Annotated in this window: 13 protein-coding genes; 9 read left to right on the top strand and 4 right to left on the bottom strand. The window is 68.1% G+C overall.

Annotation, left to right across the window (positions count from 1 at the left end; translation table 11 throughout):
- The first annotated feature begins 42 nt into the window (after window positions 1-42).
- The 4 genes from ACZYZE_RS15185 (at window position 43) to ACZYZE_RS15170 (ending at window position 3,873) form a co-directional block, all read left to right on the top strand.
- Window positions 43-2,049, top strand: coding sequence for a PTS mannitol transporter subunit IICBA (locus ACZYZE_RS15185; RefSeq protein WP_459319256.1), 2,007 nt, complete (start codon window positions 43-45; stop codon window positions 2,047-2,049).
- On the top strand, window positions 2,049-3,197 hold the full coding sequence (locus tag ACZYZE_RS15180; protein WP_463908573.1) for a mannitol-1-phosphate 5-dehydrogenase: 1,149 nt from the start codon (window positions 2,049-2,051) through the stop codon (window positions 3,195-3,197). The genes ACZYZE_RS15185 and ACZYZE_RS15180 overlap by 1 nt, the downstream gene beginning before the upstream one ends.
- 7 nt (window positions 3,198-3,204) lie before the next feature.
- The gene (locus ACZYZE_RS15175; RefSeq protein WP_459319258.1) at window positions 3,205-3,327 is read left to right on the top strand and encodes a GCN5-related N-acetyltransferase; all 123 of its coding nucleotides are present in this window, start codon (window positions 3,205-3,207) and stop codon (window positions 3,325-3,327) included.
- Window positions 3,328-3,420: 93 nt separating this feature from the next.
- A complete protein-coding gene (locus ACZYZE_RS15170) occupies window positions 3,421-3,873 on the top strand; it encodes a MarR family winged helix-turn-helix transcriptional regulator (protein WP_463908571.1) in 453 nt (150 codons plus the stop codon).
- Window positions 3,874-3,881: 8 nt separating this feature from the next.
- On the opposite strand, the gene rraA is transcribed toward ACZYZE_RS15170, so the two are convergent.
- Window positions 3,882-4,358, bottom strand: a complete 477-nt coding sequence (gene rraA, locus ACZYZE_RS15165) for a ribonuclease E activity regulator RraA (protein ID WP_459319260.1) — start codon at window positions 4,356-4,358, stop codon at window positions 3,882-3,884.
- A 102-nt stretch (window positions 4,359-4,460) separates the two neighbouring features.
- Between rraA and ACZYZE_RS15160 the strand changes: the two genes are divergently transcribed.
- From ACZYZE_RS15160 to ACZYZE_RS15145, 4 genes are all read left to right on the top strand, one after another.
- On the top strand, window positions 4,461-5,771 hold the full coding sequence (locus tag ACZYZE_RS15160) for an MFS transporter (RefSeq protein WP_463908568.1): 1,311 nt from the start codon (window positions 4,461-4,463) through the stop codon (window positions 5,769-5,771).
- Window positions 5,772-5,932: 161 nt separating this feature from the next.
- Window positions 5,933-6,610, top strand: a complete 678-nt coding sequence (locus ACZYZE_RS15155) for a TetR/AcrR family transcriptional regulator (RefSeq protein ID WP_463908566.1) — start codon at window positions 5,933-5,935, stop codon at window positions 6,608-6,610.
- 314 nt (window positions 6,611-6,924) lie between these two features.
- A complete protein-coding gene (locus ACZYZE_RS15150) occupies window positions 6,925-8,136 on the top strand; it encodes an NAD(P)-dependent malic enzyme (RefSeq protein WP_463908564.1) in 1,212 nt (403 codons plus the stop codon).
- 150 nt (window positions 8,137-8,286) lie between these two features.
- A complete protein-coding gene (locus ACZYZE_RS15145; protein ID WP_459319264.1) occupies window positions 8,287-8,787 on the top strand; it encodes a DUF456 domain-containing protein in 501 nt (166 codons plus the stop codon).
- Window positions 8,788-8,991: 204 nt separating this feature from the next.
- On the opposite strand, the gene ACZYZE_RS15140 is transcribed toward ACZYZE_RS15145, so the two are convergent.
- Window positions 8,992-10,506: a S10 family peptidase gene (locus ACZYZE_RS15140; RefSeq protein ID WP_463908562.1), complete on the bottom strand. Its 1,515-nt coding sequence runs from the start codon at window positions 10,504-10,506 to the stop codon at window positions 8,992-8,994.
- Between the two features lie 25 nt (window positions 10,507-10,531).
- On the opposite strand from ACZYZE_RS15140, the gene ACZYZE_RS15135 reads away from it, so the two are divergent.
- Window positions 10,532-11,536 carry a hypothetical protein gene (locus tag ACZYZE_RS15135; protein ID WP_463908560.1) on the top strand — a complete coding sequence of 335 codons (1,005 nt, stop codon included), beginning with the start codon at window positions 10,532-10,534 and terminating at the stop codon, window positions 11,534-11,536.
- A gap of 318 nt (window positions 11,537-11,854) precedes the next feature.
- Here ACZYZE_RS15135 and ACZYZE_RS15130 read toward each other — a convergent pair whose 3' ends face one another.
- Entirely contained in the window at window positions 11,855-11,998 is a 144-nt protein-coding gene (locus ACZYZE_RS15130) for a hypothetical protein (protein ID WP_459319267.1), read from the bottom strand.
- Window positions 11,999-12,237: 239 nt separating this feature from the next.
- The gene (locus tag ACZYZE_RS15125; RefSeq protein ID WP_459319319.1) at window positions 12,238-12,696 is read right to left on the bottom strand and encodes an Lrp/AsnC family transcriptional regulator; all 459 of its coding nucleotides are present in this window, start codon (window positions 12,694-12,696) and stop codon (window positions 12,238-12,240) included.
- Window positions 12,697-12,698: the final 2 nt, after the last annotated feature.

Here is a 12,698-nt window from a genome sequence, read left to right as displayed (position 1 = left end):
GACCAACCTGCGGTGCAGCAGGAATGACGGTTAGGAAATCACATGGCAACAGAGACAGTTGCGAAACCCCGCACCAGCGTGCGGGTGGGCGTCCAGAAGTTCGGGACGTTCCTGTCCGGAATGATCATGCCCAACATCGGCGCGTTCATCGCCTGGGGCCTCATTACCGCGCTCTTCATCGAGAAGGGCTGGATCCCGGTCCCACAGCTCGGCGGCTTCGGCACAAACGCGGAGGGAGTTCCGAACACGGGCCTGGTAGGGCCCATGATCACCTATCTGCTTCCTCTCCTGATCGCCTACACCGGCGGCCGGATGGTCTATGATGTCCGCGGCGGCGTTGTGGGCGCCATCGGCACCATGGGCGTGATCGTCGGTGCCGGCATTCCGATGTTTATTGGTGCCATGATCATGGGCCCCCTCGGCGGCTGGACCATGAAGAAGATTGACTCGATCTGGGACGGCAAGATCCGGCCCGGCTTTGAGATGCTGGTGAACAACTTCGCCGCCGGTATCTGGGGTGCGCTGCTGGCCATGCTTGGCTTCTACGGAATCTCCCCGTTGGTCACGGCGTTCAGCACGGCCGCGGGCAACGTGGTCCAGTTCCTGGTCAACAACGGCCTGCTGCCCCTGACCAGCATCTTCATCGAACCGGCCAAGGTGCTGTTCCTCAACAACGCCATCAACCATGGCGTGCTGACGCCGCTGGGCATCCAGCAGTCACTTGAGCAGGGTAAGTCCATCCTGTTCCTGCTGGAGGCCAATCCCGGCCCGGGCCTGGGTATCCTGCTCGCCTACATGTTCTTCGGCAAGGGCCTGGCCAAGGCGTCGGCGCCCGGTGCCGCCATCATCCACTTCTTCGGCGGTATCCACGAGATCTACTTCCCTTACGTGCTGATGAAGCCCATCCTCATCGTCGCCGCGATCGGAGGCGGCATGACCGGGGTCGCGACACTGGCCATCACCAATGCAGGCCTCGTGGCGCCGGCGGCCCCGGGGTCCATCATCGCGGTGCTCGCCCAGACCGCCCGTGACAGCTACATCGGCGTGATCCTCTCGGTGGTGCTCGCCACCACCGTCTCCTTCCTGATCGCTTCGGTAATCCTGAAATCCAGCAAGACTCCCGTGGGTGAATCCGAGGACGAGGCCCTCGGCGCCGCCACCGGCCGGATGGAGGAAATGAAGGGCAAGAAAAGCTCGGTGTCCTCCATGCTCACGGGGTCCGGTGCCGCCGGCGGCGGTGTTGCAGTCCTCGCCGGGCCGGTCAGGAACATCGTCTTTGCGTGCGACGCCGGCATGGGCTCCAGCGCGATGGGCGCCTCGGTGCTGCGGAATAAGATCAGGGCGGCCGGCTATCCGGGTGTCGTGGTGACCAACTCCGCGATCGCGAATCTCAGTGACAGCTACGACGTCGTCATCACCCATCAGGACCTGACCGAACGGGCCACGCCCCTGACGGCCAGTGCCGTGCACGTCTCCGTGGATAACTTCATGAACAGCCCGAAGTACGACGAGATCGTGGAGCTGGTCAAGAGCAGCAACACCGAAATCGCGCCGGGCGCCGTTGCCGTCGCTCCGGCCGCCGCTGAAACGCCGGAAGCCCGCGAGGAAACCGGCCCCGCCGGCATCCTCGTGGCCGAAAGCGTCATCCTCAACGGCACGGCAACCACCCGGGACGCCGCGATCGACGAGGCGGGCCGGCTCCTGCTAAACCGCGGCGCCGTCGACTCCGGCTACCTGGACGCCATGCACGAACGCGAGGAATCGGTGTCCACGTACATGGGCAGCTTCCTCGCCATCCCGCACGGCACCAACGCCGCGAAGGACCACATCATGAGGTCCGCGGTGTCGGTGATCCGTTACCCGGACGGCATCGACTGGAACGGCAAGGAAGTGAAGTTCGTGGTCGGCGTCGCCGGCATCAACAACGAGCACCTGCACATCCTTTCCTCGATCGCCAAGGTCTTCACGAACAAGGCCCAGGTGGCGCAGCTCGAGGCGGCCACCACAGTCGAGGAAGTCCTGAACCTGTTCGGAAAGGTCAATTCATAGTGAAGGCTGTCCATTTCGGAGCCGGAAACATCGGGCGCGGATTCGTGGGCCTGCTGCTGCACGAAGCGGGGTACGAGGTGGTGTTCGCAGATGTCGCTGAGGCCCTGATCACGGAGCTGGCCGCCGCGGACAGCTACCGGGTCCACGAGGTGGGGGAGCACCCCACCGTCCGCACCGTGGACAACTTCCGCGCGTTGAACTCCAGCAGCCAGGAGGCGGACGTCATCGCGGAGATCGCGACGGCGGATATCGTCACCACCGCTGTGGGGCCGAACATCCTCAAGTTCGTGGCTCCCGTGATCGCCAGGGGGATCGCCGCCCGGGCCGCCGGACTGGCTCCGCTGCAGGTGATGGCGTGTGAGAACGCGATCAACGCCACGGACATCCTCAAGGACGGGGTGTCGGCCCAGTGGGACCCGGCCGCCGGGTCCCTGGCGGCCGCCGCCGTGTTCGCCAACACGGCGGTGGACCGGATCGTGCCCAACCAGGAGGCAGGGCAGGGCCTGGATGTCACCGTGGAGACCTTCTACGAGTGGGTCATCGACCGCACCCCGTTTGCGGGACACGAGCCGGTCATTCCGGGCGCGACCTTCGTAGACAACCTGGCACCGTACATCGAGCGGAAACTGTTCACCGTGAACACCGGGCACGCCGCGGCCGCCTACTTCGGATTCGAGGCCGGCCTCGGGAAGATTTCCGAGGCCATGGCCGACCAAGACGTCGCGGCGGATGTCCGCGCAGTCCTGGACGAGACCAAGGAACTGCTGGTGCACAAACACGGCTTCAACCGTGGGGAGCAGGAGGCCTACGTCCAGAAGATCCTGGGCCGCTTCTCCAATCCGCACCTGCCTGACACCGTGAACCGGGTAGGCCGGGCGCCGGTGCGCAAGCTCAGCCGGCACGAACGCTTCATTGGTCCGGCGGCGGAGCTGGCCGAACGCGGGATCGTCCCCGAAGCGCTGCTCGGTGCCATCGCGGCAGCCCTGCGCTTCAACGATCCGGCGGACGCCGAAGCCGTGGAGCTCGGGCAGATCCTTGCCGCTTCCACCGCGGACGAGGCGACGGCCAAGATCACCGGGCTGGAGCCGAACCACCCGCTGTTCCGTGCCGTTTCCGCCCTCGTGGAGGACGCCAAGGCCACCGTGTAGACGGTCCATGAACCGCCGAGCAACAAACGCCGACGCCGGAACTCACCGCAAGTCCCGGCCGGACGCGCACCGTTTCTATGAGCGGCTCGGCTTCGCTGCCCGCCACGAGGGAATGAAGATCATTCTCTGAGCGCTCCCGGCGGCGCCGCTCAGTTGGGATCGCAGGGCGGCCTGTGACGGCACTCTTTGGCCCCGGCCGGCCCAACCGTTAGGCTTCCTAGCCATGGACGCTCCTGAAATGGCCGACGCCGGGCTACTGGCCCTGGCCCAAGATCTCCGCGAGGCGCTCCGCCACAGCATCTACCTCGTCCGCCGCCTCGACGCCGACGGCGAACTCAGCACCGCCCAGCTCAGCACGCTCAAGATGCTGCTGGACAACGGCATCCGGGTCGGCGAGATCGCCCGAAACCTTGGCGTCAAGGTCCCGAGCGCCACCGAGCAGATCATCAAACTCGAACGCGCCGGCCTGGTGCGGCGGGAGGCCGATCCGGACGACTCGCGCGCCGTTCGGGTGAGGATTACGGCGGCGGGCCGGGCCGCCGTCGACTCCGCCACCACGCGCCGGAACGCCGTTCTCGCAGAAATCCTCCGCACCCTTTCGGACAGCGACCGGTCCGCGCTCGCGGCCGCCCTGCCGGTGATGGGCAGGATCAGCGCCACCCTCCCGCCGCGGTAGGCGAAGCCTCATCGCTCCAGCAGGATCCCGTCCGGGTCGCACCAGATCCTCGCCCCCGGCCGGACGGAGACGCCGTCGATCGCCAGCTCCACGTCGCTCTCGCCGGTGCCGGTCTTGGCGCTCTTGCGCGGGTTGCTGCCGAGCGCCTTGACTCCGAGCGGCAGTTCCGCGATCGCTTCCCGGTCCCGGATGGCGCCGTAAATCACGACGCCGGCCCAGCCGTTCGCCACGGCGCTCGCGGCGATCAGGTCCCCCATCAGCGCCGTGCGCAGGGAGCCGCCGCCGTCGACGACCAGGACGGCGCCGTTGCCGGGAGCCGCCAGGGTGGACTTGACCAGGGCGTTGTCCTCGAAGCAGCGGATGGTCCGGACCGGGCCGCTGAAGTGCGAATGGCCACCGAGGGACTGGAACTGCAGGGCCAGGGAGTCGAGCTCCTCGCCCCGTTCGTCGTAGAGGTCGGCGGTGTTGACGGCAGATGCGGCCACGGGTTCTCCCTGTTGCTGGAAATAGTCGGCGGGTGTTGATCCCCACGATAGTCTGGGCCCACACTGAACTTCAGCCTGAGCAGTCAGTTCCGGGGGAACCATATGAGCCTGTCCGATTTACCGGGAGCAGCTCCGGATCCCGCCCGCGCTGCGCTTTCCACGGAAGGCCCGGTGGCGCTGGCCGAACCCGAACGGCGCGTCCGGCCTGTCTGGGTGGCGGGCGTGGTGCTGGTCAATGTCGGCATCAACGCGGCATTCTTCGGCCCGATCCAGGTGCTGCTCGGCCAGCAGGCCGCGGCCTTCAGCGAAGGAGACAAGGAATCCATCCTTGCCCTCGTGACCGGTGCGGGTGCCGCGGTGTCGCTCGTGGCCAACCCCCTGTTCGGCGCCTTCAGCGACCGGACCACCTCCCGGATGGGCCGGCGGGTGCCCTGGGTCCTTTTTGGGGCCGTCCTCGGCGCCGCTGCCCTCATCGCGCTGGCGGGGGCGCCGAACGTTGCCGTCATGACCCTGCTCTGGTGCCTCGTGCAGGCCGGCTGCAACGGGGCCTATGCCGCCATCACCGCCGCCATCCCGGACCGGGTGCCGGTGGCGCAGCGCGGCACGGTAGGCGGCCTCGGGGCCATGGGACAGACGGTCGGCATCCTGATCGGCGCAGTGATCGCCGCCGCCGTCACCGGGAACTTCGCCGTCGGCTATCTCGTCTGTGCCGTGGCGCTGCTCGCCGGCGTCGCGCTGTACTTCTTCCAGAGCGACGACGTCCGGCTGCCCGCGCAGGCCCGGACCCCGTTCAGCCTGGTCGGCTTCGTGACGGGCTTCTGGATCTCCCCGGCGCTCTACCCCGACTTCGCCTGGGCCTGGCTGACCCGGCTGCTCGTGAATATCGGCAACCACATGGTCACCCTCTACCTGCTGTTCTTCCTCAAGGACGCCGTCCACCTTGAAGAAACTGAGGGCATGGCGCCGGAGTTTGGCGTGCTGATCCTCACCGGGCTGTATGCGGTGATGGTGATCATCACGAGCGTGATCGGCGGCCCGTTGAGCGACCGGATGGGCCGGCGGAAGCCGCTCGTCATCGTCTCCTCGGCCATCATCGCGGTGGCGTCGCTGATCCTGGCCTTCGCGCCGACCTGGACCGGGGCCATGGTCGGCGCCTCGGTGCTGGGGATCGGCTTCGGCTGCTACCTTGCAGTGGATTTCGCCCTCATCACCGAGGTCCTGCCCTCCGCGCTGAGCCGCGGCAAGGACCTCGGCGTCATCAACATCGCCAATTCGCTGCCGCAGGTCCTCGCGCCGCTCATCGCATTCCCCTTCGTGACCATGTGGGGAGGCTACGTTTCGCTGTACGTGGCGGCCGCTGTCATCGGGCTGCTCGGTGCCGTATTCGTGGTCAAAATCAAGGGCGTGGACTGACCGTATAGGGGTGCCGAACGGGCGCCGCCCGGGCAGCGCAGGCCTTCTGTATGACTGGCTTACCGCCCCGTAGTGTGGCGTATAGTGGACGGGAATTGCCGCGGCAGCGCTGTGGGGGGTCCCTCCCGGCTGCCGAGAAAACCGACCCCGGAACGCTGCTGATGCCTGAATTTCACTCAGAACTTCCACCGATGGCCCCTCCGCCCACCCTGCCCCGGCAGAGACTCCGCTACACCCGGATTCTCGATGTGGCCGCCAGCTTCGCCCGCAAGGGCCTGGACTCCGTGGTCCTCTCCGAGGTCGCGGCCAAGGCCGATGTTCCGCTCGGAACTCTGTACCGCTACTTTCCCTCAGCCACCCAGCTGGTGCTGGCGCTCTACCGCAGGCAGCTCGCGGAGCTGCTTGCGGCCCACTCGCCGGCCGGCTCCCCGGCCGGCCCCACCGCCCCCTCCTCACCCGCCGCTGCGACCGCCGCGAAGAAGAAGGGTGCGGGACGGTCAGCCGAACACACCGCGGATGACGTCCCCGCCCACGCCCTCGCCGGCGTCGTGATGGAGATCTTCCATATGCGCCTTATGCAGCCTGCCGTCGAACAGTGCCTGGGCAAGGCGGTCTATGTGACGGACACCGACACGACGCGGCTGCTGCGCGAAATCGATTCGACCGCGGAGAAGGCTGTCACCGCCGTGAGTGGCGACGCCGCCGTGTCCCGGGTGCTGCTGCTGACCGTCAGCGGACTTGTCCAGGCGGTCCGCTGCCGCCGCCTTTCACTCTTTGAGGCCGAGGAAGACCTCAAAAAGGCCTGCTGGCTGCTGACCCGCAGCCGCCACTGCGCGTAACCCGTACGTAACTGGTCTAGACCAGCAGGAGTAACCTACCGGCAATTAATAGCGTGTTCTGGTGACGTCAGGCACGTTGACGCGAGGATAAACGTTTCACCAGGGCCGCCCGTGTGTCCCGCGCCACGTCGTGCGGCTGTAGATGTGTTTACCATTGCAGAACAGCAGCGGCCCGGCCGCCAGCAGTACCCGGACAGTCACCGCCGGCCCGCCAACCTTGGGCCGGCACCGATGTTCCGCAGACCATCTTGAGCATGCCTGTGCTTGAGCTTCCATGAGCCGTATGCCCACGGTGAGCCCCAGGAGACAACGACGTGTCCACTGAAACGATCAATCCCACCGACGCCACTTCCCCCGCAGAGCCCGTAGCCGCGCTCAGCGACGAGGAAATCTTCGCCTCCCACCAGGGCGGCAAGCTTTCGATTTCCAGCACCGTCCCGCTCGCCAGCAAGCGCGATCTGTCCATCGCCTACACGCCCGGCGTCGCCCAGGTCAGCCGCGCCATCGCCGCCAACCCGGAGCTCGCGAAGACCCTCACCTGGGCCCAGCGCCTCGTGGTGGTCGTCAGCGACGGCACGGCCGTTCTCGGCCTCGGCGACATCGGCGCCAGCGCCTCGCTGCCCGTGATGGAAGGCAAGTCCGCCCTGTTCAAGGCCTTCGGCGGGCTCGACTCGATCCCGCTGGTGCTCAACACCACCAACGTGGACGAGATCGTCGAGACCCTCGTCCGGCTGCGCCCCAGCTTCGGCGCCGTCAACCTTGAGGACGTCTCGGCGCCGCGCTGCTTCGAGCTCGAGGAGAAGCTCATCGAGGCCCTGGACTGCCCGGTGATGCACGATGACCAGCACGGCACCGCCGTCGTCGTCCTCGCCGCCCTGACCGGCGCCGCGAAGGTAACCGGCCGCGAACTCGGGAAGCTCCGCGTTGTCGTTTCCGGCGCCGGCGCGGCCGGTATCGCCGTCGCCCAGATGCTCCTGGCCGCCGGCATCACGGACGTGGTCCTGCTGGACTCGCGCGGCGTGATCAACAGCGAGCGTGCGGACATCGCCGCCGATCCCGCCAGCAAGAAGGCCCAGCTTGCCAAGAGCGGCAACCCGCGCGGCGTCTCCGGCGGCCCCGCCGATGCACTGCTCGACGCCGACGTGTTCATTGGCGTTTCCTCGTCCAAGCTGGCCGAGGACCACCTCAAGCTCATGAGCCAGGACTCGATTGTGTTCGCCCTGTCCAACCCGGACCCCGAGGTACTGCCCGAGGTCGCGCACAAGTACGCGGCCGTCGTCGCCACCGGCCGCAGCGACTTCCCGAACCAGATCAACAACGTCCTCGCGTTCCCCGGCATCTTCCGCGGCGCCCTCGACGCCGGCGCCCGCCGGATCACACCGGCCATGAAGCTGGCAGCGGCCCGCGCCATCGCGGCGCTGGCCGAGGATGATCTCTCCGCCGACTACATCGTGCCCAGCCCGCTGGACCCGCGGGTTGCCCCGGCAGTTTCGGCAGCAGTCGCCGCGGCGGTCGAAGCCGAGTAGCCACAGCCGAACAGACACAGCCGAACAGACGACGACGGCGGCGCATCCTTTTGTCCCGGCGTCGTCGTCTGATCTGCCTGGCCTTCCGGCCGCTGGTCGGCGGCCCTTCGCCTGACCGTCCGGTGCGGTCCGGAACCATAGACTGGGGTGATGAACCCCGAAACAGCCGTGACGATTCTCTGCGGCCTGGCCATCCTTGTGGGCGTCGCGGGGACCGTCATCCCGGTGCTCCCCGGCAGCCTCCTGATCGGGCTCAGCCTGCTGGCCTGGGCGATCTGGGGCGGCGCCGGCACCACCGGATGGGTGGTGTTCGGCATCGGCCTGGTCTTTGTTCTGGCCGGAATGGCCGCCAGCGCCGTGCTGACGGGCCGCAAACTCAAACAGCACAGCATCCCCGGCCGCTCGGTCGTGGCCGGGCTGGTCCTCGGAGTGGTGGGGATGTTCATCATCCCCGTGGTGGGACTGGTCGTCGGCTTCGCGGCCGGCCTGCTGCTCAGCGAGCTGCACCGCACCCGAGTCTTCCGGACCGCCGTGGCCTCCAGCTGGGCCGCGCTGAAGGCCACCGGCTTCGGCATGATCGTCGAGTTCGGCCTCGCCTGCCTCGCCGCCAGCACCTGGGTCATCGGCCTCTGGGTCGCGGCCGCGGCCTAGCTGAGCGTGTCCGGGGAGTCGCGACGGCCGCTGCGCTGCGTTCCCGCCCAGTTGCCCCCGCCCGCGAGCTACCGGCCGAGCCGGGATCGCCGGAAACGCCAGGGGTTCCGGGGCGGGGCGGGGACGCAGCCGGGAAGCAACCGGGACGGAATGACGCAGCACCCGGCTTCCTGGCACAGGTGTGGCGCCTATCCGGGCCGATCCCTAGGCGCTGACAAACTCCGCCAGTGCCGCCAGCTGTGCCCGCCGGGCTTCCGGGTCCAGATACATCATGTGGCCGGCCTCGTGATAATGGTGCGTGAACCTGGCGAGAGCCTCCGGCGGCAGGTCCATATGCGCCCAGACGTACTCCGCGGCGAAGTGCGGGGTGGCGCCGTCGAGGTAGCCGTAGTCCACATGGACGCGCAGCTCCGGGTTGTAGGCGAGGAGCCGTTCAAGATCCGCGCTGACGTCCACCGGTGCCCCCTCGAACGTGGTGTAGCTCCACGGCTGGACGCGACCGGAGAGGACCTCGTAGGGGAGGTCGTTCTGGTACCCGAGCTCGGCGCGGAGATAGTGGTTGATCGCGGCGGCGTAAGGCCCGTTGATCGCCCGGAGCGAGGGGTCATCCCAGTTTTCTGAGAGCTGGCGGTTGTCCGGCCGCTGGGTGAAACGGCCGTCGATCCGGCCGACGGTGAGGCCCTGCCCGCGGAGCAGCTCGGCGGCAAACTCGCCGTAGGTCCAGCGAAGGTTGGTGCGGCGGATGAAGTCCTCGTCCAGGGTGGTCACCGCACCGAGCCGGGCCACCACGTCGTCGAGCTCCTCCGCGGTGAGCCGGGATCCCTGGCTCAGCGCGTAGCCAAAGTCCCGGCCCGCGAAGGCCTCGGCTTCCGCGAGCACCTCGGCGAGCTCCCGGCCGGGATGGCGGCCGTGGTAGTGCGCAATCGCGGCGTAGGTGGGGATGTGCAGCGCGTACGGGGTGTCATTTCCAGGCTGGAAATACAGTGTGGAGAGGTTGAGGACCGTTGAGATCAGGCCGAGCCCGTTGACGGCCATCCCGTACGCGTCGAAGAGCCGCTTGGCCACGGCGACGGCCCGCAGCGTGCCGTAGCTCTCGCCCACGAGGTACTTGGGCGAGAGCCAGCGGTTGTTGCGGGTGGCCCAGAGCCGGATGACCTCCGCCACGAGGTCACGGTCCTCGACGAAGGCGTGGAACTCCTCGGCCGGACCGCCCTCCACGACGCGGGAGAACCCGGTGTTCACCGGATCGATCATCACCAGGTCGGCGTGCGCCAGGATGGTTTCGGGGTTGTCGACTACACCGTAGGGGGCCGGGGTGAGGTTGCCGACGTCCCCGCTGTCCACCATCCGCGGGCCCAGCAGGCCCATATGCAGCCAGACGCTGGAGGAGCCGGGGCCGCCGTTGAAAGCGAAGACCACAGGTCGCCGGTTCGCCGCCGGCTTTCCGGCCGAATCCGCGGAACCCGCTACCGGAGCCGGATCGGCAGCCGGATCCGCGACGTAGCTGACCATGAAGATCTCGGCCTTGGCCTTGAAGCCGTCGGCCTTGCCGTCCTTCACTTCCTCGCGGCGCAGCACCAGCCGGCCGGTCGTCGTCGTGTACTCCAGCCCGGACGGCAGCGTGTGGCGCCGGTGGATGAAGTCGTCGCTGACCTCGGGGGTTTTGGGGCCGGGGCGGGCGGTTCCGGAAGCGGACGAGTCGTCATTGAGTTCAGCCATTCCCAGAGCCTACTAGCATGGGTGCATGAGCGCCGGACCCGCAGAATCCGTTCCCCAGCAGCCCGTCCTGTACCGCGATGCCCGCGATCTGACGCCCTTCCGCAAGGCCCTGGTCCGGACGCCCGTGCGCGGCCTCGCCGACGGTGTGGGCGGGCTGGTGTCCGCAGTGCTGGCGGGGAGGAGCCGAGGCGCGCTGGCCGTCGAGGGCGGCGCCCCGCGGCTGACAAAGGGCTTCGGCGCCGGGCCTGGCAAGGCGACCCGGGCAGTGCACGCCGCCATCTTCTCCAGCACCGACCCGGACCGGTTGATTGCGCTGGCACGCGCCTACCCTGGCTGGGCCGGGCTGTGCTACCTCATGGCCGGGCTGCTGGCCTACTCGCACGACGGCCACCTGCGGGCCTCCGAACTGCTCCGGCGCGGCCTCTCGATCAGGAACGACGACGACGCGAACCGCTACGCGTCCACCTACCTCTCCGGCGTGGTCACCCGGGTGGCAGTGGCCGAGCGGATCGAGGTCTCGGTCCTTTTCAGCGAGGAAGCCGTGTTCCTCGCCCTGTCGCACTCGCTGCGCGAGACCGGCCAGACGGAGGCCGCGCTGGCGGCGCTGACCGGACTGCCGCCGTCGTTACCGCTGGCCCTGGCCCGATGCTCGCTGGCGGCGGCACTGGGGCGGGATGCGGAAGTCGCGGCAGACACCGAGGGACTGCTCAACGGTGACGACCTCGCCGCCGCGCTGCTGCTGGTGCGGGCCCGTTCACTGCGCAGACTCGGCGACTATGCCGCCTCCCGGGCCGCGCTCCATGAGGTCCTGCGCCGCCGGAAGACCGACTTCACCCTGCGCAGCGATGCCCTGACGGACCGTGCGCTGCTCCTGCTGGACAGCGGGCGGAAGTCCCTCAACCCGCGGGAGTGGCAACGGCGGAAACCCGCCGAGCTGGAGGCGGTGAGATCGATCCGCAAGGACGCCGAAATGCACGAACTCTGGGACCGCGAATACGGCAAAGCCGACGGCGGCTGCGACGGCGGCTGAGACGGCGGCTGAGCGGGCGGGCCGGGCGCCGGGCGGGTGAACTGCTGGCCCGGCCCAGGCGGCACATTCGGGTGGTTGCACGGTCATGAAGCGGATGCGGTCCGTCTGCCCGTGGATCTCGCCCTTCGGGCCCGCGATGGTGAGCGCGACCTTGCCGGATGCCCTGATTTCAGGCCAGTAGCTGCTGTCTGTGACCCGCACGGCGGACTTCAAGAGCTCTCCGTTCCTCATGTCCAAACGGGCCTGGCGGCTGCTTTTAATCTGCCAAACGCCTGCAGCGGCGAGGGCGGAAGCCCAGGGTCGAGGCAGTGCGCGGCCTCACTGGTGCACCTTGGCACTGAAACCGGAGGTGAAGCGGTCCATGATGTGCGGGATGTTGTTGGTGGGGCGGTAGTGCTCGACGCAGTCATTGACGTCGGAGCCAATGATGTCCCGGGCGCGGCCAGGATCGGCGCGCAGCAACTCCTGGTTCGCCGGGAGGGTGTTCCGGCTGATCAGGGCACAGCGCTGATCAGCGTCGGCGATGTTGCCTTTCGGGAACCCTGTAGGGAAGTCGGTGCGCAGCTGGGCCGGGTTGTCCCAGCTGGTCCCAGGCTCGCGCCGTCTCAGGGCTGATCGCGCCGGAATCGCGGAGACGGTTCATTTCCTCCGGACCGCCCGTCAGGTAGGCCTCGTGCTGCCGGGCCGCGAGGTGCAGCAGATCAGGCGCCCAGCAGCCCCGTGGTCCGGTAGGGGATAACCTCGCGGAGGAACATGCTGGTGGAGGTCCGCACAATGCCCGGGCAGAGCCGGATTTCCTCGGACACGCGGTAGAGATCGTCCGGGCTCGTGGCAACCACCCGGATCAGCAGATCGGTCTCGCCGGCCGGGGCATGGCACTCGAGCACCTCCGGGATGTTCCGCAACGCGGCGATCGCCTCGTTCAGATGGCTCTGGTCCAGTTCTGCGCTCACCGCCGCCGCCACTCCCCGGCCCAGGGCGGACGGCAGCACCCGGCTGCTGTTCCGGCGGAGGGCGCCCGACGCCGACATCCGCTCCAGGCGCGACTGCACAGTGCCGCGTGCCAGCCCCAGCTTCTGGGCCAGCACCATGATGGGCAGCCTCGGATCTTCATCGAGGGCGATCAGGATCCGCCGGTCCGTCGCGTCGAGTTCCTGCAAAA

This window comes from Pseudarthrobacter woesei (genome assembly GCF_055412745.1).
Note: the sequence above shows the minus strand (reverse complement) of the source record. Positions and strands in the feature narration are given on the sequence as shown.